At 35.2% G+C, this 22,088-nt stretch carries 21 protein-coding genes; 18 read left to right on the top strand and 3 right to left on the bottom strand.

The window, feature by feature from the left end:
* Window positions 1-36 precede the first annotated feature (36 nt).
* From H3U49_RS02315 to holA, 3 genes are read left to right on the top strand one after another with little or no spacing between them, the layout of a single operon-like run.
* Complete coding sequence (locus H3U49_RS02315) at window positions 37-762, top strand: helix-hairpin-helix domain-containing protein (RefSeq protein WP_198179335.1); 726 nt, start codon at window positions 37-39, stop codon at window positions 760-762.
* Complete coding sequence (locus tag H3U49_RS02310) at window positions 731-3,019, top strand: DNA internalization-related competence protein ComEC/Rec2 (RefSeq protein ID WP_198179334.1); 2,289 nt, start codon at window positions 731-733, stop codon at window positions 3,017-3,019. The genes H3U49_RS02315 and H3U49_RS02310 overlap by 32 nt, the downstream gene beginning before the upstream one ends.
* The gene (gene holA, locus H3U49_RS02305; RefSeq protein ID WP_198179333.1) at window positions 3,016-4,002 is read left to right on the top strand and encodes a DNA polymerase III subunit delta; all 987 of its coding nucleotides are present in this window, start codon (window positions 3,016-3,018) and stop codon (window positions 4,000-4,002) included. The genes H3U49_RS02310 and holA overlap by 4 nt, the downstream gene beginning before the upstream one ends.
* 68 nt (window positions 4,003-4,070) lie before the next feature.
* Here holA and rpsT read toward each other — a convergent pair whose 3' ends face one another.
* Window positions 4,071-4,322, bottom strand: coding sequence for a 30S ribosomal protein S20 (rpsT, locus tag H3U49_RS02300; RefSeq protein ID WP_198179331.1), 252 nt, complete (start codon window positions 4,320-4,322; stop codon window positions 4,071-4,073).
* 200 nt (window positions 4,323-4,522) lie between these two features.
* Here rpsT and rpsO point away from each other — a divergent pair, with 200 nt between their 5' ends.
* From rpsO to yihA, 7 genes are all read left to right on the top strand, one after another.
* Window positions 4,523-4,792 (top strand): 30S ribosomal protein S15, encoded by a 270-nt coding sequence (rpsO, locus tag H3U49_RS02295; protein WP_034979304.1) that lies wholly within the window; start codon window positions 4,523-4,525, stop codon window positions 4,790-4,792.
* 160 nt (window positions 4,793-4,952) lie between these two features.
* Entirely contained in the window at window positions 4,953-6,737 is a 1,785-nt protein-coding gene (locus H3U49_RS02290; protein ID WP_198179329.1) for a ribonuclease J, read from the top strand.
* On the top strand, window positions 6,737-7,570 hold the full coding sequence (locus H3U49_RS02285) for a tetratricopeptide repeat protein (RefSeq protein ID WP_198179328.1): 834 nt from the start codon (window positions 6,737-6,739) through the stop codon (window positions 7,568-7,570). The genes H3U49_RS02290 and H3U49_RS02285 overlap by 1 nt, the downstream gene beginning before the upstream one ends.
* 185 nt (window positions 7,571-7,755) lie before the next feature.
* Entirely contained in the window at window positions 7,756-8,946 is a 1,191-nt protein-coding gene (gene tuf / locus H3U49_RS02280; protein ID WP_045928030.1) for an elongation factor Tu, read from the top strand.
* Window positions 8,947-9,089: 143 nt separating this feature from the next.
* A complete protein-coding gene (gene tig / locus H3U49_RS02275; RefSeq protein WP_198179327.1) occupies window positions 9,090-10,415 on the top strand; it encodes a trigger factor in 1,326 nt (441 codons plus the stop codon).
* A gap of 120 nt (window positions 10,416-10,535) precedes the next feature.
* Window positions 10,536-11,813 carry an ATP-dependent Clp protease ATP-binding subunit ClpX gene (gene clpX, locus H3U49_RS02270; RefSeq protein WP_198179326.1) on the top strand — a complete coding sequence of 426 codons (1,278 nt, stop codon included), beginning with the start codon at window positions 10,536-10,538 and terminating at the stop codon, window positions 11,811-11,813.
* Window positions 11,803-12,387: a ribosome biogenesis GTP-binding protein YihA/YsxC gene (gene yihA / locus H3U49_RS02265; protein ID WP_198179325.1), complete on the top strand. Its 585-nt coding sequence runs from the start codon at window positions 11,803-11,805 to the stop codon at window positions 12,385-12,387. Before clpX ends, yihA begins: the two co-directional genes overlap by 11 nt.
* 39 nt (window positions 12,388-12,426) lie before the next feature.
* Here yihA and H3U49_RS09920 read toward each other — a convergent pair whose 3' ends face one another.
* Window positions 12,427-12,555 (bottom strand): SPJ_0845 family protein, encoded by a 129-nt coding sequence (locus H3U49_RS09920; protein ID WP_255528827.1) that lies wholly within the window; start codon window positions 12,553-12,555, stop codon window positions 12,427-12,429.
* A 211-nt stretch (window positions 12,556-12,766) separates the two neighbouring features.
* On the opposite strand from H3U49_RS09920, the gene uvrC reads away from it, so the two are divergent.
* From uvrC to H3U49_RS02225, 8 genes are all read left to right on the top strand, one after another.
* Window positions 12,767-14,569, top strand: coding sequence for an excinuclease ABC subunit UvrC (gene uvrC, locus H3U49_RS02260; RefSeq protein ID WP_198179324.1), 1,803 nt, complete (start codon window positions 12,767-12,769; stop codon window positions 14,567-14,569).
* A gap of 76 nt (window positions 14,570-14,645) precedes the next feature.
* Window positions 14,646-15,950: a GTPase ObgE gene (gene obgE / locus H3U49_RS02255; RefSeq protein ID WP_198179323.1), complete on the top strand. Its 1,305-nt coding sequence runs from the start codon at window positions 14,646-14,648 to the stop codon at window positions 15,948-15,950.
* A gap of 22 nt (window positions 15,951-15,972) precedes the next feature.
* Window positions 15,973-17,892, top strand: coding sequence for an acyltransferase family protein (locus H3U49_RS02250; RefSeq protein WP_198179322.1), 1,920 nt, complete (start codon window positions 15,973-15,975; stop codon window positions 17,890-17,892).
* An 11-nt stretch (window positions 17,893-17,903) separates the two neighbouring features.
* Window positions 17,904-18,845, top strand: coding sequence for a ribonuclease Z (gene rnz, locus H3U49_RS02245; protein ID WP_198179320.1), 942 nt, complete (start codon window positions 17,904-17,906; stop codon window positions 18,843-18,845).
* Entirely contained in the window at window positions 18,838-19,632 is a 795-nt protein-coding gene (locus H3U49_RS02240; RefSeq protein WP_198179318.1) for an SDR family oxidoreductase, read from the top strand. The genes rnz and H3U49_RS02240 overlap by 8 nt, the downstream gene beginning before the upstream one ends.
* An 8-nt stretch (window positions 19,633-19,640) precedes the next feature.
* A complete protein-coding gene (locus tag H3U49_RS02235) occupies window positions 19,641-19,862 on the top strand; it encodes a lipopolysaccharide assembly protein LapA domain-containing protein (protein WP_046332059.1) in 222 nt (73 codons plus the stop codon).
* Between the two features lie 109 nt (window positions 19,863-19,971).
* Window positions 19,972-20,163 carry a 50S ribosomal protein L32 gene (gene rpmF / locus H3U49_RS02230; protein ID WP_198179316.1) on the top strand — a complete coding sequence of 64 codons (192 nt, stop codon included), beginning with the start codon at window positions 19,972-19,974 and terminating at the stop codon, window positions 20,161-20,163.
* Between the two features lie 80 nt (window positions 20,164-20,243).
* Complete coding sequence (locus tag H3U49_RS02225; RefSeq protein WP_198179314.1) at window positions 20,244-21,791, top strand: bifunctional UDP-sugar hydrolase/5'-nucleotidase; 1,548 nt, start codon at window positions 20,244-20,246, stop codon at window positions 21,789-21,791.
* A 38-nt stretch (window positions 21,792-21,829) separates the two neighbouring features.
* Here H3U49_RS02225 and H3U49_RS02220 read toward each other — a convergent pair whose 3' ends face one another.
* Window positions 21,830-22,036, bottom strand: a complete 207-nt coding sequence (locus H3U49_RS02220; protein ID WP_198179312.1) for a YjzD family protein — start codon at window positions 22,034-22,036, stop codon at window positions 21,830-21,832.
* Window positions 22,037-22,088: the final 52 nt, after the last annotated feature.

Genomic DNA, 22,088 nt, shown 5'->3' with positions numbered 1-22,088 from the left:
GGCTTTTTTACGTACTTAAAAATAGGAGTTGAAAACATGGATTGGGAAAAATTAAAAACTTTTATTGATAAGCATAAAACGTATTTTTTCATTGGATTAGCATGTTTAATGGTTGTTTTTGTGTTTGAAATAAAAAAATCGGAATCTAATGAAAATATTAATGATTTTGACGATGAAAATACTGAGCTTTTGCAAAGTGAAAAAGACAATACTGACAATTTGTTAGACAAAACAAATTCAGAGAAAACAAAAACAAAAGAAATCGCTGCAGCTAAGCCCAAAAATGTCACTTGTGATATATCAGGTGCCGTTAATCATCAAGGAGTGTACACACTTAAAAATGGAGCACGATTAAATGAGCTGATCGCTGCAGCAGGAGGTATTAAAAGCAACGCTCAGTTGAAAAGGGTTAACCGAGCTTTGATATTAAAAGACCAGGATAAAATTCATATTCCTTATAAAGGTGAAAAAATTAAAGCAGAACAAGTGGTAGAGTCAGTTTCATCTACTTCCTCTGGCTCGGTTTCTGCTGAAAATAGTGATAACAAAGCTGATCAAACGACTGCCAGCAACAAAGTAAATATTAATACCGCAAATGTAGCACAATTACAACAACTTAATGGTATTGGAGAGAAAAAAGCACAGCAAATTATTGCTTATCGTCAAAAAAACGGTCAATTTAAATCCATAGAGGAACTTAAACAAGTATCTGGAATTGGGGAAAAAACTTTTGTCGCCCTTAAAGAGCAATTGGAAGTTTGATGTCCTAAAACCCGGCTTTTTTCTTGTATTAGCTTTATTACTGGTTGATTTAAGTTTCTTGTACTACCAGTGCAATACCTTAATGCAAAAGCTCGTTTGTCTATTAATAGGATCTTATCTTTCATATTTACTTTTTTATAAGTTTAATTCTTTAAAATGGTTTTCTCTCGTCGTTCTTTTCATAACTTTTTTTGTTTCTTACATTGATAAAAAGCAAACTAACTTTACCATCCGTCCCAAGACAGTAATAGTTTTTTATCCTGACCAGGTTGAAATTTTTGACGATTGGTTCACAGTTGATGGTCAAGTGGCAAACGGCAAAATAAAAGTTTCTGGAAAAATAAAATCTAGCCAAATAAAACAATTACGATTAGGGTACAAAGTTGTACTTTATAATTTGTCTGGTGATGTAAATCCGATTGAACCTGCTTCTAATTATGGCCAATTTGATCTGCAAAGGTTCTATCGCTTTAAAAATATTACTCAAGAAGTCAAACTGACCAACTATAAAGTTAAAATTGAAAAGCGTGGCATCTGGAATTATTTACATCATTTGCGGTTCAAATTAAAAGTGTTTTTGCAAAAAATGCCACCAATCTTATCTTTTTTCAGTAGTGAACTGATATTAGGTGAGAATCCCAGTCAAAGATTTCAATCAATACTAAATAATTATCGTGACCTTGGTGTAATTCATATTCTGAGTATTTCCGGTCTGCATGTTGGTATTTATACTCTGTTAATCAGTACATGTTGTTATTTTTTAAAATTAACACAAGAAGAGACATTTGTTTTTTGTTTAATTATTTTACTTATAGGAATTTTTCTCAGTAATGGTCAAGTTGGTTTTATCAGAGCAAGTTTGACCTATATTTTAGGTCAGCTCCTTAGTATAAATAAATTACAAATTAACAAGAGTGATTTACTTGGTCTAACTGCTGTTTTGCACTTAATTTTCGCTCCGCGTTTGATGATGAACACTGGTGCAATTTTAAGCTATATTTTAGCCTTGGGTTTGGAAATGACTAACCATATGACTAAATTTAAGCAGTCATTTTCTTTAAATAGTCTTTTATTGCCCTTGCTTCTATTTTATTTTTTTCAATTTAATCTATTAACCGTTTTCTTCAATTTACTAATTGTGCCATATTTCAACTGGGTCGTAATGCCTTTAACTTTTTTGAATTTGTTTCTCTTTAGTTTTAGTCCAAAATGCAGTTTTTTATTTGAAAGAATACTTGAACAAGGAGAAAAAGCAATTGCACAAATTTCTAACAGCAAAATTGGTCTTTTAACATTTGGCAAAATAAACTGGTGGCAATGCCTATTCTTATTAATGTTGACATCTATCATATTGATTTGGATAAATGAAAAGCCAGACAATCAAAAAGTAAAAAAGAATATCATAGGCTGCCTTTTACTGATGTATGGATTGCTATTTTTAACAATTCATTTTCCGTTGCAGGGACAGGTGACTTTTATTGATGTTGGTCAAGGTGACAGTATTTTTATTTCTACTCCGTTTTTCAGAAAAGTTTATTTAATAGACGTCGGCGGAAAACTTAATTTTAACGGCAAGAAAATAAACCCTCAAATTAATAAAATTACGTTGCCATTTTTGAAGGCTCAAGGCATAAGCAAAATTAACGGGATATTTATTACGCATCAAGATGCAGACCATGTAGGTGATTTGAGACCACTTTTGAGTCAAATCAAAGTAAAAAAATTATATATAGCTCGAGGATTAATACAAAATCCTTCTTTTCAAAAAAGGATCATTGGTAAAATCAAGAAAAGCCAAATCATACAATTATTAGCTGGGAATAGAGTTAATGACTCTCAAATATCTTTTCAGACTGTCTATCCTTTTAAGCCAGGTTTAGGCAAAAATGAAGATTCTCTTTCTCTAACATTTAAATTGGCAGGTAAAAGGTGGCTTTTTACTGGCGATTTAGGTCAAGAAGGTGAACTGGAAATTATAAATCAATATCCTTTGCATGCAGATTACTTTAAACTAGGTCATCACGGTAGTCGTACTGCTTCAAATAAAGAATTCTTAAAAGCACTACATCCAGAAAAAGTTTTTATTTCTGCCGGTCGCAAAAATCGTTTTGGTCATCCCCACATGGAGACAATTGAAACTTTGCAGGAGCAACATATTCCGTGGGCATCGACCCAAGACTGTGGTATGATTACTTGGACTTATGGTGTTTTTACGAGGCCCAAATTTAAGAGATTTTTACCGGTGATTAAAAAATGACATTACTTTCTTTGTTTAAAGGTTCTAATAAGAAAATTGCTCATACGCTGATTAATGGCGACGATGCTTTCTTAAATGAATATCTTGCTGATTCATATATTCATGAAGCAGAATTTTCTGAATATGAAAAAGTTTCTGTTGATTGTGATTCAGATGGCTTAGATGAATTAATTGCTGATCTCACTGAGTCGAGCCTTTTTAGTCAAAAAAAAATAATAACAATTAAAAACCCATTTTTTTTAACTGCAAAAGCTCCTAAAAAATTCCAAAAGCAAATTTCAAAGTTGCAGAATGTTTTTGCAAACATTGCAGAGTTGGATGATGTTTTAGTAATTGTTGCCTCATATGAAAAAATTGATCGGCGAAAGAAAATTACTAAGCTTATTATCAAAAATTTCAATGTGGTGGAAACCAAAATCAGACCATTTGAAATGGGTAAAACTGTCAGAAATTTGATTTCCATGGAAGGGTATCAAATTACGAGTTCTGCTCTGAATCTTTTATTAGAACGCAGCGATCAAGTACTAGACACTGTTTTAAGTAATTACAATAAACTGAAAATGGTTGCGAACAATAGAAAAATCACGACTGAATTAGTCGAAAAAAATGTTGATTTGTCTTTGGCACAAAATATTTTTGCTATATTGGATTCAGCTTTAAGCAACAATTATCAAGAAGCTTTGGCAAGATTAAGTAATCAGCTGCACAACGGCAACAATCCAATACAGATTCTTGCGGTGTTTGAAAATCAGTTGGAATTGATTTTGATTGTTAAGGTACTTAATGAGAGAGGCCGCAGTGAAGCTGAGATTGTGCAAACTTTGGGAGTTCATCCTTATCGCGTGAAGTTAGCTCTTAAAAATAGATTAGCACTGGACAAAGTAGCAAAACTATTAAAACAAGCAATTAAGTTGGATTTTAATTATAAGAGCGGACAATACCAAGAAAACAATTTTTTAAAACTATTTATTCTCAGTGTATAAATTTATGTAAATAAAAAGACAGAAATGATTTCATTTCTGTCTTTTTGATTATTAATTAAGCAAGATCATTATTTTGCAAGTTTTGCTAAACGGCTCTTATCACGGTTAGCTTTATTCTTATGAATAAGACCTTTAGAAGCAGCTTTATCTAATGCACGAGCAGCAGCTACGTGTAATTCGGAGGCGTTATCAGCACCAGCAGCTTGAGCAGTCTTGAACTTTTTAACAGCAGTTCTTAACTGATTCATTTGAGCAGCATTGCGCTTTCTTGTAGCATCTTGAGTCTTAACACGCTTAATAGCTGATTTAATTTGTGGCATAAATTTCACCTCCATTGATCGTAATTCTACTTTATAGATTATACTGAAAGATAATTGTAGATGCAAGATAAATAATACTTGCTTTTTAAAAAAATTGTCTGTATTATACTATTGTTGTGAACCGTTAACGCTGTTTGCGCGCTCACACCTGACGGTTAACGTTGTTAACGGCAATTATTCTAGTGAAAGGTGAAAATAATATGGCAATTTCAAAAGCAGAAAAAGATGAAATAATTCAAAAATTTGCGACTCACGAAGGTGATACAGGTTCAACTGAGGTTCAAGTAGCCATCTTGACTACAGATATTAACAACCTGACTGAACATATGAGGAATCATTCACACGATCATCATTCTTATGTTGGTTTGTTGAAGAAAATAGGTCACCGTCGTAACTTACTTCGTTATTTACAAAATAAGGATATTAATCGTTACCGTGAATTAATCAAGAAGCTAGGTTTGCGTCGTTAATTAATTGAAATGTCAAAAAAGCTGGTTCAAATTAGGAATCGGCTTTTTTATTTTTGTCAAAATACCTTTTTATGCTAGAATAAAAAAAGATACTTTTTACGTTGTGATCACATGATCCATAAATAACAACTGAATAGCAAATTAAAGAAAAGGAAATATAATGACTGATCAAGTTAAAATTATGATTTTGAGCGGCGTTCGTGAACAAGGAAAAGACATGTTCGCTGTTCAAGTTAATGATGAAATTTTTGTTCTTGATGCTGGTCTTAAATATCCTGACAGCACATTGTTTGGAATTGATCTGGTTATTCCGGATCTGGACTTTTTTGAGCAATATGGTGATCAGGTGGTCGGCATCTTTTTGACACACGGACACGCTGATTCGATAGGAGCTTTGCCTTATATTTTAAGAAAGTATGATATACCTGTTTTTGGGTCACAACTCACAATCGAACTGGCAAAAATAACAGTTAAAAGGGAGAATAAGCGTTGTAAAAACAATCTTTTTCATGTTATTGATGCGGAAACAGAGATTGATTTCAAAAATGCCAATATTTCATTTTTCCCGACCACTCATTCTATTCCTGATTCATTGGGAATAGATGTACATACTCCTGCAGGAGAGGTTGTTTATACTGGAGACTTTAAGTTTGATCCTTCAGCAGCCCCTAAATACCGGACGGATTTAGACAGATTGGCAGAAATTGGACAAAAGAAAGTTTTGGCACTTTTAAGTGACTCCTCAAATGCAGAGGCATCCTTGCCCAATGTTGCCGAGCAGGAGATTGGCGATTACGTCACAAATGTTTTTCGTAATGCCAAGGGCAGAGTAATCGTCGCTGCCAAAGCCTCTAACCTGATTAGAATTCAGGAAGTGCTAAATGCCGCTAATAAAACTGGCAGACATGTTTTGTTGACGGGCAGGGATTTGGCCAAAATAGTCCGCACCGCTATGAATCTTGGCTATTTGAATGTTCCTAAAGGCTTGTTGATGCGCGTTAAAGATTTAAAAGAGACTCCTGATGAAAAAACGGTTATTCTTGAAACCGGTCAAATGGGTGAGCCTTTAAATTCTTTACAAAAGATGGCCAAAAAACGTCACAGTATGATTACAATTCATAAGGGAGACTTGGTTTTCATTGCCACAACGCCTTCTCACGCAGTAGAGACTATTGTAGCTCAAACTAGTGATATGGTTTACCGCGCTGGTGGTACTGTAATTCAACTAGGTAAAGCAAAACATACTAGTGGACATGCGACGGGCCGTGATTTACAACTGCTTATTGACATTATAAAGCCACAATTTTTAATACCGGTAATTGGCGAATATCGATTACTGGAAATTCACAAAGATTTGGCAATCAGGGCAGGACTCAAAAAAGATGATATTTTTATCACTAAAAATGGTGATTGCTTAAGTTATGACTTTAATCAAAAACGACTTTATTTGACAGATCCTGTTCCCGGAGAGGACACCATGATTGATGGTTCCGGCATTGGCGATGTCGGTAATATTGTTTTACGCGATCGCGAAGTTTTGTCCGATGATGGCATCTTTATTGCAGTCGTGACTATTGATCGGCGCAAGAAAAAAATTATTGCTCAGCCTCAGGTTACCAGTAGAGGGTTTGTATATATTAAGGCCAATCAGCAATTAATGCGTGACAGCATTGAGCTGATTAAAAAGACAATCAATAATAATTTCGAGCACAAAAAATTTGACTGGACAGAGATTAAACAAGATGTACGCAATGATTTGGAAAAGTTTCTTTATCGCAAAACAAATAGACGGCCAGTAGTTTTGCCGGTAGTAATGGAAGTAAACCAAAACCGGCATCGGGCAATGCAAAAGAGAAATAGTAAAAATGATGCACCAAAAAAGGAAATACATCACCCAGTTGATGTTAATAAGACCGGTCAAAGAATTATCAAGAAAGATCAATGATGACTTCACTAAGTCAAAAAAATTTAATTAATTTGGCAAAAAGAAATGAGGCAAATGGCGATTTGCTGCAGGCCATTCAAAATCTTGAAGAAGCTTTAAGGGATGGTCACAGTGACGAAGTTATTCTTAATTTGTGTGATTTCTATATTAAGAACAAGCAGAATTATTCTGCCTATGAATTAATTAAAGAAGAAAAAGACCTTTTCACTGATTCTGAAATTTTTGCTAAATATAGTAAAATTCTAAGTGAAAATCATTTTTTTATTGAAGCTTTAGAAGTTAAAAATATAACTGACTATGAATTACCATGTTCGGTAGAACCAGTTAATTCATCAGTTCAACAGAAAATAATGGTTACTTTTAGGCAAAAAGCTAAACCGACAAAATACGACTACGACCAGCTATTTAAGCTTGATTTGTCGAATTTTAAAAATTTTGCCCAGAGCTTATTGATCGATCCGAGTTTAAATTTTGCGGTGCGACTGGTTTTATGTGAGGATTTATTCAGACTTGGACTAAAAGATAAATTTAAGGTACTGGTATTAGGGCAGGAAGAGGAATTTATTCCCCGAAAAATAAATTTACTTGAAAAGGAACCGGTATATCGTGAAGCTATTTCAGGCATTGGTTCACGTTACTACCATAAGCCCAGTCAACTTCCGGCTGTGTTAGGCGAAGTTAATTTGATTTTAGGAAGCCTTTATCCTAAACTAAATAAGTATGTTGATGATCCCGACAGTTTTGCTAGTGACATTGCTTCTTATATTGATAATCACGATGGCAGAAGCAATCAAAAGCTGTTTGAGAAAATCGATAATAATATATCCGAATAAAATTGGATAAAATGCCTTTACTTTTTCAAAGTATTTAGTATAATAGCAAAGGACGTTTTCATTAGGCATGGCTCTATGCATTAAAATACTAGGCATTTGCCAATGAAAGTAGTACAATATTCAACAGAGAACTATCCGTTACTTACTCAACGGACTTCTTGCAAATTTACAGGAGGGTCATTTTAATGGCAGAAAAAGAACATTACGTTAGAACAAAGCCACACGTAAACATTGGTACTATCGGTCACGTTGACCATGGTAAGACCACTTTAACAGCGGCTATTACTAAAGTTTTATCAGAAAAGGGCTTGGCTAAAGCAGAAGATTATTCAGAAATCGATGCAGCCCCAGAAGAAAAGGAACGTGGTATTACTATCAATACCGCTCACGTAGAGTACGAAACTGAAAATCGTCACTACGCCCACATGGATGCCCCAGGTCACGCCGACTACATTAAGAACATGATTACCGGTGCTGCCCAAATGGATGGAGCTATTTTAGTTGTTGCCGCAACTGATGGTCCTATGCCACAAACTCGTGAACACATTTTACTTGCTCGTCAAGTTGGTGTTAACTATATCGTTGTTTTCTTGAACAAGACTGATTTAGTTGACGACCCAGAACTGATTGACTTAGTTGAAATGGAAGTTCGTGACTTGTTGACTGAATACGATTACCCAGGTGATGATATTCCAGTTATCCGTGGTTCAGCATTAAAAGCTTTACAAGGTGACAAGGAACAAGAAGAAGTTATCATGAAGTTGATGGACACAGTTGATGAATATATTCCAACTCCTGAACGTCAAACTGATAAGCCATTCTTGATGCCAGTTGAAGATGTCTTCACTATTACTGGTCGTGGTACTGTTGCTTCTGGTCGTATTGATCGTGGTACAGTTAAGATTGGTGATGAAGTTGAAATTGTCGGCTTGGTAGACAAAGTTCTCAAATCAGTTGTTACTGGTTTGGAAATGTTCCACAAGACTTTGGACTTAGGTGAAGCCGGAGATAACGTTGGTGTATTGCTTCGTGGTATCGACCGTGATCAAGTTGTTCGTGGACAAGTTTTAGCTGCACCTGGTTCAATTCAAACTCACCACGAATTTAAAGGACAAGTTTACGTATTGAAGAAAGAGGAAGGCGGACGTCATACCCCATTCTTCTCAGACTACCGTCCACAATTCTATTTCCACACTACTGATATCACTGGTGAAATTGAATTACCAGAGGGTACTGAAATGGTTATGCCTGGCGATAACACAGAGTTTACTGTTAAATTAATCAAACCAGCAGCCATTGAAAAGGGTACTAAGTTCACTATCCGTGAAGGTGGTCGTACTGTTGGTGCTGGTCAGGTTACTGAAATTCTTGACTAGTTCGTTAAAAACAGTTTAAAAAGATGTACTTCTTCATAGAAGTACATCTTTTTTTGCCTAAGTTTGTTTTTTGCGACCGTTTAATGTAAGATAATTTAGTATGTAAAGATGCAATTTAACTTGACATTGGAGGTATTTAATTAATGTCTGTAAAATGGAATAAGACCGATAAAACTACCGGTGAACTTACTTTTGATATTCCCCAAACTGATGTAAAACGTGGGCTAGATCAAGCATTTAGGAGGGTAAAGAACAGTTTGCGTGTTCCTGGCTTTAGAAAGGGACACGTCTCGCGCGTGATTTTTGACCAATATTATGGTGAAGAATCATTGTATGAAAATGCATTGAATATTGTTTTACCTGATGCTTACGAGTCAGCACTTAAAGAAGCTGATATTGCGGCTGTAGGTCAACCCCAAATTTTACCTGTTTCAATGGAAAAGGGTAAAGATTGGCAAATGAAAGCCACTATTACTGTTGAACCTGAGGTAAAACTGGGCGAATATAAAGGTATTGAAGTACCTAAACAAAATACCCGAGTATATGCCAAAGATATTGATGCTAAATTAAAAGAAGAGCGTGAAAAGAACGCCGAATTAGTATTGAAGAAGAGTGCAGCAGCTAAGGGTGATACGGTTACCATTGACTATAAAGGAACAGTTGATGGCAAAGCTTTTGATGGTGGCTCAGCAGAGGACTACTCTCTTGAATTAGGATCTAATACATTTATTCCGGGTTTTGAAGATCAATTAATCGGTCACAAGGCAGGAGACGATGTAGATGTAGTTGTAACATTTCCAGAAGATTATGGTGCAAAAGATTTAGCTGGTAAGGAAGCTCATTTTGCTACTAAGGTTCATGAAGTTAAATCAAAACAGTTGCCAAAATTAGATGATGAATTTGCTAAAGATGTAGATGACTCAGTCGAAACTCTTGATGATTTAAAAGAAAAGATCAAGAAAGACTTAAAGGCCCAAAAGGAAGAAGCAGCACAAGACGAAATTGAACAAGCAGCTATCGAAGGTGCTGTTGCCAATGCTACTATTGATAAAATTCCTGATGCTATGATTCAAGAAGATATCAATACGCAAATGAATCAATATTTAGGAAATATGCAGCGTCAAGGTATTAGCCCTGAGACATATTACAAGATAACTAATACTACAGAAGACCAATTACGTTCACAATTCAGTAAAGATGCTGAAGAAAGAGTTAAAACTAACCTAGTACTTGAAGCAATTGTCAAAAAAGAGGACATTAAAGCCACTAAAGAAGAAATTGACAAGGAAATAAAAAACTTGGCTAGTGAATATAACATGGACGAAAAAACTGTCCGTAATACTCTGACTGATGATATGCTTTCACATGACATTAATGTACGTAAGGCTATTAATATTGTCGCTGACAACGCAAAACAAGTTTCTAAATCTAAGACTAAAAAGGACGAAAACAAGTCTGATAAAAAGTAGAGTTTTAAAATCCTAGTAAAAAGGTGGTGTCATACTGCCTTTTTATTTTATAAGCATATAATTCATATACAACCCGTATTTTATGCTAACCTTAGACTTGTAGATACAAGGAGGAATAGAATGGCATCACAATTTACTGATCAAGAGGTTATTAAATGTTCCTTTTGTGACAAAACACAAGATCAAGTTAAAAAAATGATTGCTGGCAACGGGGTTTATATTTGTAATGAATGTGTAGATTTATCAAAAAGAATTATTGACGATGAATTAAAATCTGATTCTTTAAAGAAGGCACAGGATTTACCTAAACCAATGGAAATTAAAAAGCAGCTTGACCAGTACGTTATTGGCCAAGAGCGTGCCAAAAAGATTTTATCAGTTGCAGTTTATAATCATTATAAGCGTGTTACACAAATGGATGTAGATTCTTCGACTGAATTGCAAAAATCAAATATTGCTTTGATTGGACCAACTGGTTCAGGTAAAACATACTTGGCTCAAACTTTAGCCCGTATTTTAGATGTGCCTTTTGCAATAGCTGATGCAACTACCTTAACTGAGGCAGGCTATGTCGGTGAAGATGTTGAAAACATTTTACTTAAATTATTGCAAAATGCGGATTATGACATTGAACGTGCAGAACGGGGAATAATTTACATTGACGAAATTGATAAAATTTCTAAAAAGTCTGAAAATGTTTCAATTACTAGAGATGTTTCCGGTGAAGGCGTTCAGCAGTCATTATTAAAAATTTTGGAAGGTACTATTGCTTCCGTTCCCCCACAAGGCGGTCGTAAACACCCTCAACAAGAATTAATACAAATAAATACTACCAACATTTTATTTATAGTTGGTGGAGCTTTCGATGGAATAGAGCAAATTGTCAAAAGTCGTTTAGGTAAAAAGGTAATCGGTTTTAGTGCTGAAAATGAGCTTAATAAAGTGCAAGATGATTCTTGGACTAAGCATTTAACAACAGGGGATTTGGTTAAGTTTGGGCTGATTCCAGAATTTATTGGTCGTATTCCTATTATCGCTACCCTAGATAAGTTAGACAGAAACGATTTAGTTAGAATTTTAACCGAACCTAAAAACGCACTAGTAAAGCAATATAAGAAATTGATGGCGCTTGACCAGGTTAACTTAGAATTTACACCGGATGCTTTAAAAGCTATTGCAGATTTGGCCATTGACCGTAATATGGGGGCACGTGGCTTGCGAACTATAATTGAAAATGCAATGATGGGTATCATGTATAAAACGCCCAGTGAGCCTGATATTGAGAACGTGAAAGTTACTAAAGATGTCATTGAAAAAAATGCCGAACCAAATGTGACAAGACGTAAAGCTGATGATCAGGAAAATAATGACGAAATAAAGGCAGCTAATGATCATTAAAGATAGTTCATATGCAGTTAGTGCTGTACGTGAGGATCAATATCCAACTGATAATTTGCCTGAAATTGCACTTTCTGGTCGTTCTAATGTTGGTAAATCAAGTTTGATAAATACATTATTGAATCGTAAAAATTTAGCGCGAACTTCGGCACAACCCGGAAAAACGCAAACACTTAATTTTTATTTAGTAAATCAAGACTTTTATTTGGTTGATGTGCCAGGGTATGGGTATGCCAAAGTTTCGCAAAAAAAGCGCGAACAGTTTGGTATGATGATTCAAGATTACCTTGAAACCAGGGCAAACTTGCAGGGAATAATTATCTTGGTGGATGCTAGACATGAACCTACAAAAAATGATGTAGCTATGTATAACTATGCACTATATCTAAATATTCCCATTCTGGTAGTTTGTACTAAAATTGATAAAGTTAAGAAAAGTCAGCAAAACAAAGCACTTGCTATATTGAAACGAAAACTTGATTTAAATCATGATAACGTTGCTGTTCTTACTTTTAGTTCTGTCCAAAAATTGCATGTCCAAGAAGTGTGGCAATGGATTGAACAAAATCTGTAAAATTTGCAAGAGAAAATGGTTCTCATTGGAGAACCATTTTTAATTGCTTTTATCTTTGACTACTTTATCTTTGTTTTTTGCTAATTTTTTCTTTTTGTCTTCAGGCACAGTGGCAAATTTGTCGAATAATTTTTCTAATTCGTCTTGTTTTTTAAAAGTTAAACCCATAATATTATTTCCTTTCTGATCTTAATTATAATAAAAAACTAAAGCACAAGCCAGAAAATACGTTAATTTATTAATTCTAAATAAATTTAATTATGTAAAGCTATATTTTGAAATTATAATTTTATAATAATCAAAGTCCAACTAAGCAAAAGCAAATTTCAAATTATAAATTGTATGTTAAAATATGATAGCGAATTTGGGGAGTGATTTTTTGGCAACTCAGTTAATTGAAAATAAATTAAAGCTTTTGCCGGCTAAACCTGGCTGTTACTTAATGAAAGATGTAAATGGTAAGGTAATTTATGTTGGCAAGTCGAAAAATCTTAGAAGCAGAGTGCGCTCTTATTTTAAAAGTACTCAAGTTGGCAGAAGAGCTGAATTAGTAGAAAACATTCGTGATTATGATATTATCACTGTTTCAACTGATAAAGAGGCATTTTTGCTTGAAGTCACGCTCATCAAGAAATACCAGCCATATTATAATGTGCAGCTAAAACAGGGAACCGGCTATCCGTATATTGAGATTACTAATGAACGTGATCCACAAACTAAATTAACCAGTATTATTAGAAAAGATGGGGGCTACTATTTTGGACCCTATCCTAATGTCTATGCCGCACAGGCGACCCTTAAGTTTATTCAAAAAGTTTTTCCTCTAAGACGTTGTCATGGCAAACAGGGCAGACCCTGTCTGTACTATCATATGGGACAATGCTTGGGAGCATGTTTTAAAACGGTACCAAAATCAGTTTATGATGCTCAAATAAAAAAGATTAAAAGCTTTTTAAACGGTGATATAGGCTGGGTAAAGAAAGATCTTAACGAAAAAATGACAGTTGCATCTAAAAATCTTGAGTTTGAGCGGGCAGCTGAAATTCGTGATCAGCTTAATTACATTGAAGAAACTGTCGAAAAGCAAAAAATCATCTCGAATGACAATACTCAGCGTGATATATTTAATTTTTATGTTGATAAATCATGGATTGCTATTCAAATTTTCTTTTTACGGCAAGCCAAGTTGCTTAGAAGTGAGACTAGAATGTATCCACTGACAGATACTAACGATCCTGAGGATACATTTGCTTCCTTTATTGTGCAATTTTACGGGCAAAAGAATAGAATACTGCCAAAAGAAGTTTTAATACCAGCCAAAATTGACAATGAGGCACTGAGTGAAGTTTTGCATGTCCCTGTGAGAACGCCAAAGAGGGGTCAAAAACGCTCTTTATTAAATATGGCAAAAGACAATGCCAAGCTCAAGCTGGACGAAAAATTTCGCTTGCTGGAATTAGGCAATAGAAAAACTAAAGGAGCACAGAAAGAAATTTTTGCTTCTTTAGGTTTACCTTATGGTCATGTTATTGAAAGTTTTGACCATTCACACATCCAAGGGGCTGATCCGGTTTCAGCTTTAGTCGTTTTTAAAGATGGTGAACCAGATAAAAACTCTTATCGGAAATATAAATTAAAGGGTGAAGTTGAGCACCAAAATGGTGGCGATGAGGTTCGTAATACTCGTGAGGTAGTGCGCAGAAGATATAGCAGACTACTTAAGGAACATAAACCAATGCCAGATCTAATTTTGATGGATGGCGGTCAAATTCAAGTAGATGCTTGTGAAGATATTTTACGCAATGAGCTGAACCTTAATATTCCAGTTGCTGGTATGGTCAAGGATAACAAGCACAGAACAAACCATCTTTTGTATGGGGATCCGATTAATGGTGTGCCTTTGAAATTAATACCTTTAGATCCCAAATCTCAAGGCTTTTATTTAATGACTAGAATTCAGGATGAAGTACACCGCTTTGCAATTACGTTTCATAGAAGGACTCATGCTAAAAATGCTTTATCGAGCAAACTTGATTCAATTAAAGGAATCGGTCCCAAAAGCAGAAATAAGCTTTTACGAAAATTTGGCTCTTTGAAAAAAATTAAAGAGGCCTCAATTGATGAATTACGTTCTGCGGGTTTAACATTGCCCCAGGCTCAGACAGTTAAATTGACCTTGTAATATTGATTTTTACCGCAATTGACCAAACTTTTTGTGGTATAGTAATATGGTTAAGAAAGACGGAAGGAGAATCTAGATGCCTACATTTGTCGATCAAACTAAGATTGAAGTCCAAGCTGGTAAAGGCGGAGACGGCATGGTTGCTTTCCGCCATGAAAAATATGTTCCTAATGGTGGACCTGCCGGTGGCGATGGTGGTCGCGGCGGCAGTATTATTTTTGTTGCTGATAGCGGTTTGAGAACGTTAATGGACTTTCGCTATCGCCGTAAGTTCAAGGCAGAAAATGGTGAAGATGGTCGCATAAAGTCTCAATATGGTCGGGGAGCTAAGGATTTGTATCTTAAAGTTCCAGTTGGGACGACTGTTTATGACTTTGAAACCAATGAAGAAATTGGTGATCTAACCGAAAATAAACAAGAACTGGTTGTAGCACATGGTGGTAAAGGTGGACGTGGTAATATTCACTTTGCAACTAGTGTTAACACAGCTCCTGAAATAGCTGAAAATGGTGAACCTGGTGAAGACCGAGTATTGCGCTTAGAACTAAAAGTTTTGGCAGATGTTGGTCTAGTTGGCTTTCCTTCTGTGGGCAAGTCAACGTTGTTATCAGTTGTAACTAAAGCTAAACCCAAGATAGCTGCATATTCTTTTACGACTTTAACGCCAAATTTGGGCATGGTTATTTTACCTGACGGTCGTGACTTTTCGATGGCTGATTTACCTGGTTTAATCGAAGGAGCAAGTCATGGCGTTGGTCTTGGTATCCAGTTTTTACGTCACATTGAAAGAACAAAGGTCATTTTGCACTTGGTTGCGATGGATCCTGCTAATGGCAGGGATGCACTGCGAGATTACCAGACAATTCGGCGGGAACTATTGACTTATGACAAAGATCTAAAGAATAGAAGAGAAATAATTGTCGCAACTCAAATGGATATTCCCGGTGCAAATGAAAAATTAAAGCAATTCAAGAAAGATTTGCAAACTGAGAAAATTCAAACACCTGTTTATGCTATTTCAAGTGTGACGCATAAAGGAATTGAGCAGTTAATGCAGGATACTGCAACTGTGGTAGAGCAGGTTGAAAAAGAACGAGCAAAGCAGAAACCAAAGCCTGTTCAAGAGGTAAAAGAATATAAATATCAAGCAAGGCGAAAGAATGATTTTACTATCACCAAACTGGAAGAACATGTTTTTGAGATTAAAGGTGAAAACCTGGAAAGGCTAGTGGAAAGGACCAATCTTGACTATCAAGATGGTGTTATGAGATTAGCTCGGAAACTTAAAAATCTGGGAGTAGATGATGCTCTGCGTGAAAAAGGAGCCGTTGACGGCGATGATGTAATAATTGGCTCATTCAACTTTGAATTTGTCCAATAATAAATAGAAAAGTTTTGAAAAAATGGCAAAAAATCGATATATTACAGGATATTCTGGACTTAGAGCTTTGGCAGTAATCGGCGTGATTCTTTATCACTTCGATCCTAATACTTTTGTGGGCGGATATCTTGGCGTACCGATTTTTTTTGTTTTATCAGGTTACCTGGTAACTTGCCAAATACTAAAGTCATATGAAGAAAAGGGCTTTTATAACAATAAAAAGTTTTATTTGAGTAGAATTAAAAAAATATATCCACCATTGATTGCAGTACTATGGCTTTCTGCAGCATATATTGTTTTATTTCAACGTAATTTGCTTGTCAAACTTGGTCAAATAGTTATGGCCAACCTGCTTAACGTTTATAATTTTTGGCAGATTTTAAATGGTCAGAGTTACTTTGAACGCTTTGCCGCTAACGAATCTCCATTTGTCCATTTATGGACAATGTCAATTAACGGTCAATTTTACATACTATGGCCGATAGTTATTTTTTTGTTAGTGAAATATGGCAAAAAGAGAAAAAATATTTTTAGTATTTTACTAATTTTATCTGTGCTTTCAGCAGTTGAAATGGCAATAATGTTTAGCACTGGAGTTGATATTAATCACATTTATTATGGGACAGACACCAGATTCTTTTCTTTGGGCCTGGGTGCTGCACTTGCTGTGATTTGGCCACTGGATAAGTTGAAGAGCAATATCAAGCGTAATGATTCTATTACGTTAGATATTATTGGTCTGATTTCTTTTTGTGAAATGATATTTTTATTTCTTTCTCCCGTAATGAATGCAGAGAATGCATTTACTTATTTGGGCGGAATGTTTTTGTTCACGTGGTTTACAACAATATTGGTGGGTGTGATTGCTCATCCAGGAAGTCACTGGAATAAATGGTTAACGAATCCTGTTTTTAATTGGATTGGTTCGAGAAGTTACGAAATTTATCTTTATCAGTTTCCAGTAATGATCTTTTTTGAGGATAAAGTTTCTAATATGGCAGATCATGTTTTACTTTATCGTTTTATTGAGCTAGTTTTAATAGTTATTTTAAGTGAGCTGGCATACAGATTGGTAGAACGACCATGTGGCAAAATTTCCTGGTCAAAAATCAAAATATATCTGCAGCAAATTTTTGATGAAAAATCAAAAAATTATTTTCAAAAAGCGAAAGCGGTTCTTGCAGGTTTGATTTTTTTAACCGGTAGCATTGCAATTTTAATTTCTCCTGCTGCAAAGGCCCAAAATTTCAATCAAAGCCAGTTGGCACGCAGGATTAGAGCAAATCGCGAGCAACAAAGAAAAGATAATAATGAGTTAATTAAGGAATACCACAAGATTAGTCCGAGAGAGCAAAAAAAGGCTAAACTAATAAAGGAAGCTAAACAAGCAGCCAAGAAACATCCAATAAAAAAGTCTTTTGAGCAATTTGGTATTTCGCAAATTGAAATTCAATTAGCACGTAAAATTGATTTAACTGCTATTGGTGATTCAGTTATGGCTGGCTCTAGCAATGATTTAAAAGATCTAATGCCTAAGGCTGTGATTGATGCGGCTATTTCACGTCAACTGAATGTTTCGTTCGCTTTATTAAAGCATTATCAGAATGAAAATGTTTTAGGAAAGAATGTATTAATAGGTTTGGGTACCAATGGTCCCTTTAAAATGTCTGATATAGATGATTTAATGAAGCAGTTAGGACATAACAGACAAGTATTTTGGATAAACACCTATGTACCGGCCAAACCATGGCAAAATCAGGTTAATAACTTATTGAATGAAGCTGCGAAAAAATACCATAATTTTAAAGTGATTAATTGGCATTCATATGCTGAAAAGCACCCAAATTGGTTTTACGAAGATAAAACGCACCCAACACCAATAGGATCAAAGCACTACAGTGCTTTAATTGTCAAAAAAATAGTGGAAAATGCTAAGTATTAGATAGGTAGAGTATGGAGTTACAATTTTTAGGAACTGGAGCAGGACAACCTTCAAAGAAACGTAATGTATCAAGTCTTGCACTAAAAATGCTTGATGAGATCAATGAAATTTGGTTATTTGATGTGGGAGAAGCAACACAGCATCAAATTTTACGAACAAATATTAGATTGCGTAAAGTCACTAAAATATTTATTTCTCACAATCATGGGGATCATATTTTTGGCTTGCCAGGATTGCTCGCAACAAGATCATTTCAAGGGGATGTTGGGCCGATTACTATATACGGTCCAGCAGGCTTAGAGCAATTTGTAAGGACAGCTTTAAAAATTTCACGAACAAAAATTAGCTATCCTATTAAATTTGTTGTGCTAGATGAAGGCGGATTAATCTATCAGGGAAAAGGTTTTAGGGTTTATACAGAAAAATTAGCCCATCGCGTTCCTAGTTTTGGCTTTCGGGTAGTTGAAGCTGACCATCCAGGAGAACTTTTAATGGATAAACTAGCGCAATATAATGTACCTAATGGTCCTTTACTTGGTAAACTTAAAAATGGTGAAAAAATTGCTCTGGATAATGGTACTATATTAGATGGAAATGATTTTTTGGGTCCTAACAAAAAAGGTAGAATTGTTACTATTATTTATGATACGCGTGCCACTCCTGCAATAGCACAACTTGCACAGAATGCGGATGTTTTGGTACATGAATCTACTTTTGCCGGTAATGAGGCAGATTTAGCTCATTCATATTATCATTCTACGGCAGTTGAAGCAGCGAAGATCGCGCGTGATAACAATGTAAAACGCTTATATTTAAATCATATTTCCGCTAGATATTTAGGTGTTAAAGCCAAAAAATTGGAAAACCAGGCACGAAAAATATTTGCAAATACAAGATTAGCTAATGATTTCGACCGAATTGTAATCCCGATGAAAGGAGAAAAAGATGAGTGATTCTCTTAGAAATAAAGTAGTTGTAATAACAGGAGCTTCAAGTGGAATAGGCCATTCTATCGCATTGGAAAGTGCCGGCAGAGGAGCAACAGTTATTTTAATTGCCAGAAATAAGGCAAAGCTGGAAAAAGTTGCTTCTGAAGCACATGAGTTGTCAGGAGCTGACTCTTATACTATAGTGACTGACATGAGTCAAAGCGACCAGATAGATGCTGCTTTTACAAAAATTATTAAATTAACTAAACACGTAGACTATTTAGTTAATTGTGCGGGTTTTGGCAAATTTGAAAACTTTGTGGAATCAAACCGCCGGGAAGTTACAGCCATGTTTCAAGTTAATGTTTTAGGCTTAATGTATTTTAGCCGTCTTGTTGGTCGATTAATGATGGAACAAAAGTCTGGTCAAATTATTAATATTGGTTCAATTGCAGGAAAAGTTCCGACTGTAAAGTCAGCTGCATATAGTGCATCAAAAGCAGCTGTAATCCAATTTTCAAATGTTTTGCGTTTAGAACTAAAGCCATTTGGAGTTAAGGTCATGACGGTTAATCCGGGCCCCGTTTACACTAATTTCTTTAATATTGCTGATAAAAGCGGGCATTATGCTGACAGCGTACAGAAATTTATGCTGGATCCAGATGATGTTGCCTGGCAAGTGGTTCATTTCTTTGGCAGTAATAAGCGCGAGCTTAATTTACCAGTTAGTTTAGCAATATTAACTAAATTATATAACCTGTTTCCAACAATAGGTGATAAATTGTCGCTTAAGTTTGCTTCCAGAAAGTAGTGCAAGGTATGAAAAGTAAAACTAGACAGATTAAGCTCATTTTTACGTTAATTTTAACCTTATTGGCAGTAATTTTCGTGGTTTTAAATACTAACAATGTTGCCATTAATTTTGGTTTATTCCAATTTAAATTACCTTTGATTATTATTTTAGTAGTTATGATCATTATTGGAGTTTTAATTGGCTATTTTTGGGGTTCTTATGGACATAATCAAGACAAGAATAACTAATATAGCTTGATTTATTTGGGATACAATAGTATCATTAACAAACGTGAAGTATTTTGGGTACTTTTAAGTAACCTAAAATCGTAATTCTACAAAAAAGGAGATCAGTTAAATGGCAGTTCCTAAAAGACATACTTCTAAGCAAAAGAAACGTTCACGTCGTGGTCATATTAAGTTAACTGTACCAGCAATGCATTATGATGCAACTACTGGTGAATATCGCTTGAGCCACCGCGTTTCACCTAAAGGATATTACAAGGGTCGTCAAGTTGTTAGTCAAACTAACGCAAATGACAATCAATAATTAAAAGACACCAAAAGCGGGTGTCTTTTTTTATTCTAAAAAATCAAGTAATTCCCTATCTAGCAAGAGGAAAAGGTGAAATGAAACTCGTATTCTTACATTCAAGTGATATTCATGGCTTTATTTTTCCCACGGACTATCAAGAAAAAAATAGTTATGCTGCTCCTTATGGACTGGCCAGAGTAAGTAGCATAATAAAACAGCAGCGCAATAAATATGGGGCTGAAAATGTAATTGTGACCGATTCAGGTGATTGTCTTCAAGGTTCACCTTTAGCGGCTTATGTACATGAGTCAAATAATGATGCTAATTTAAAAGCATTTGCAGATTGCTATAATCTCATCGGGTACGATGTCAGATGTTTAGGCAATCATGACTTTAATTTTGGATTAGGCTATTTAAAAAAATATTTAGCTTATAGTAAAGCTACTTTTTTAAATAGCAATATATTGGCTGAAAAAAATGATCTGCCGGCCTTTGGACAAGATTATATCATTATCAATAAAAACGGTATAAAGGTGGGAATTGTTGGTATTACTACCCAACGGGTACCGTTTTGGGAGCCAGCAGACCACGTTGCGGGATTAAAATTTAAATCTGCTTTTGAGCAGGTTAAGCAGATAGCAGCTTTTTTAAGGCCTAAAGTTGATGTCTTGGCTGTGCTTTATCATGGCGGCTTTGAAGCTGATCTTCACACAGGAACACGCAAGGAGCCACACACAGGAGAAAATGAAGGATATCGTATTTTACAGAAAATTCCTGATATTGATGTAATGCTGACAGGACATCAACACCGTAGACTAAGTCTAGTCGCACGCAAAACTGCCATTGTGCAACCAGGTTATCGCGGGGAAGCCATTGGCAAGATAGTGCTGGATTTTGACCAGCAAAGTAAAGAAATAAAGTCAATGTCTACTGAATTAATTGACGCTCAAGACTATGAACCCGATCGCAAAATTAATATTTCCAGTTTATCTGTGGAGCGGCAAGCACAAAAATGGCTTGACCAGCCAATTGCTTATTTAGATGAACCTGCTCTTATTTTGAATGCAAATGAAGCAAGAATTAAGGGTTCACCATTTATTAATTTATTACAAGACCTGCAACTTTATTTTACAAAGGCTGATGTTTCAGCAACAGCTTTGATGAGTGAAACTGCTCATGGATTTAATAAAAATGTTTCAATGCGTGATATTTTGCTAAATTATCCTTTTGCTAATCAATTGTGTATAGTTAAAGTAACCGGGAAAGAATTACGCCATATTGTCGAATATTCACTAAAATTTTTAATCAAGGATAACAGGGGCAACATTACGTTTGACCCTCATTATCGCAATCAGCTTTTTAACTTTGATGTTTTTTACCCGCTTAATTATGAAGCGGATATTCTAAGACCTGTTGGGAATCGCTTAACTAAGTTTGAATTAAACGGACAACCAATTTTAGAGCAAAAAAAATATCGCCTGGCCGTTAATAATTATCGTGCTATGGGAGGCGGTTTCTATCCAGAATACGGCGTTAACAAGATTGAAAAAACTTTGGCTAAAGATTATGTGGAAATGTTCAAAGAGTTTCTGACTAAAGGTCATCCAAAAGTTAATTTTTCACGAAATTATCGTTTTAGATAATTAAAAAGTCATCAGCTATCAGCTAATGACTTTTTTAGTTATTTAAGTTTTGAATACTTACTTTTGTCTTTATGAGAATGAGCCGTAATTGTGGGGATGATGGCTGCAAATAACAAACCAAAAATCAAACCGACAACGGCAGCTTCACTTAGATTAAAAACATGTTGGGTTAAAGGAGCGGCAATAAAACCTACAATTAGCATGTAAACAACGCTCCAGCAAATAGTTACGATATAACGACCCATAGCGTTTCCTTCTTTCATACCATTGAATTTTAACAAATATTATGCACGTTTT

This window comes from Lactobacillus sp. W8174 (assembly GCF_016100975.1).
GTDB classification, from domain to species: domain Bacteria; phylum Bacillota; class Bacilli; order Lactobacillales; family Lactobacillaceae; genus Lactobacillus; species Lactobacillus juensis.
Note: the sequence above shows the minus strand (reverse complement) of the source record. Positions and strands in the feature narration are given on the sequence as shown.

What these genes read in the sequence shown, in the direction of transcription:
- H3U49_RS02315 (WP_198179335.1), top strand. Translation starts at nt 37, where the DNA reads ATGGATTGGGAAAAATTAAAAACTTTTATTGATAAGCATAAAACGTAT.
- holA (WP_198179333.1), top strand. Translation starts at nt 3,016, where the DNA reads ATGACATTACTTTCTTTGTTTAAAGGTTCTAATAAGAAAATTGCTCAT.
- rpsT (WP_198179331.1), bottom strand. Translation starts at nt 4,322, where the DNA reads ATGCCACAAATTAAATCAGCTATTAAGCGTGTTAAGACTCAAGATGCT.
- rpsO (WP_034979304.1), top strand. Translation starts at nt 4,523, where the DNA reads ATGGCAATTTCAAAAGCAGAAAAAGATGAAATAATTCAAAAATTTGCG.
- H3U49_RS02290 (WP_198179329.1), top strand. Translation starts at nt 4,953, where the DNA reads ATGACTGATCAAGTTAAAATTATGATTTTGAGCGGCGTTCGTGAACAA.
- H3U49_RS02285 (WP_198179328.1), top strand. Translation starts at nt 6,737, where the DNA reads ATGACTTCACTAAGTCAAAAAAATTTAATTAATTTGGCAAAAAGAAAT.
- tuf (WP_045928030.1), top strand. Translation starts at nt 7,756, where the DNA reads ATGGCAGAAAAAGAACATTACGTTAGAACAAAGCCACACGTAAACATT.
- tig (WP_198179327.1), top strand. Translation starts at nt 9,090, where the DNA reads ATGTCTGTAAAATGGAATAAGACCGATAAAACTACCGGTGAACTTACT.
- clpX (WP_198179326.1), top strand. Translation starts at nt 10,536, where the DNA reads ATGGCATCACAATTTACTGATCAAGAGGTTATTAAATGTTCCTTTTGT.
- yihA (WP_198179325.1), top strand. Translation starts at nt 11,803, where the DNA reads ATGATCATTAAAGATAGTTCATATGCAGTTAGTGCTGTACGTGAGGAT.
- H3U49_RS09920 (WP_255528827.1), bottom strand. Translation starts at nt 12,555, where the DNA reads ATGGGTTTAACTTTTAAAAAACAAGACGAATTAGAAAAATTATTCGAC.
- obgE (WP_198179323.1), top strand. Translation starts at nt 14,646, where the DNA reads ATGCCTACATTTGTCGATCAAACTAAGATTGAAGTCCAAGCTGGTAAA.
- H3U49_RS02250 (WP_198179322.1), top strand. Translation starts at nt 15,973, where the DNA reads ATGGCAAAAAATCGATATATTACAGGATATTCTGGACTTAGAGCTTTG.
- rnz (WP_198179320.1), top strand. Translation starts at nt 17,904, where the DNA reads ATGGAGTTACAATTTTTAGGAACTGGAGCAGGACAACCTTCAAAGAAA.
- H3U49_RS02240 (WP_198179318.1), top strand. Translation starts at nt 18,838, where the DNA reads ATGAGTGATTCTCTTAGAAATAAAGTAGTTGTAATAACAGGAGCTTCA.
- H3U49_RS02235 (WP_046332059.1), top strand. Translation starts at nt 19,641, where the DNA reads ATGAAAAGTAAAACTAGACAGATTAAGCTCATTTTTACGTTAATTTTA.
- rpmF (WP_198179316.1), top strand. Translation starts at nt 19,972, where the DNA reads ATGGCAGTTCCTAAAAGACATACTTCTAAGCAAAAGAAACGTTCACGT.
- H3U49_RS02225 (WP_198179314.1), top strand. Translation starts at nt 20,244, where the DNA reads ATGAAACTCGTATTCTTACATTCAAGTGATATTCATGGCTTTATTTTT.
- H3U49_RS02220 (WP_198179312.1), bottom strand. Translation starts at nt 22,036, where the DNA reads ATGGGTCGTTATATCGTAACTATTTGCTGGAGCGTTGTTTACATGCTA.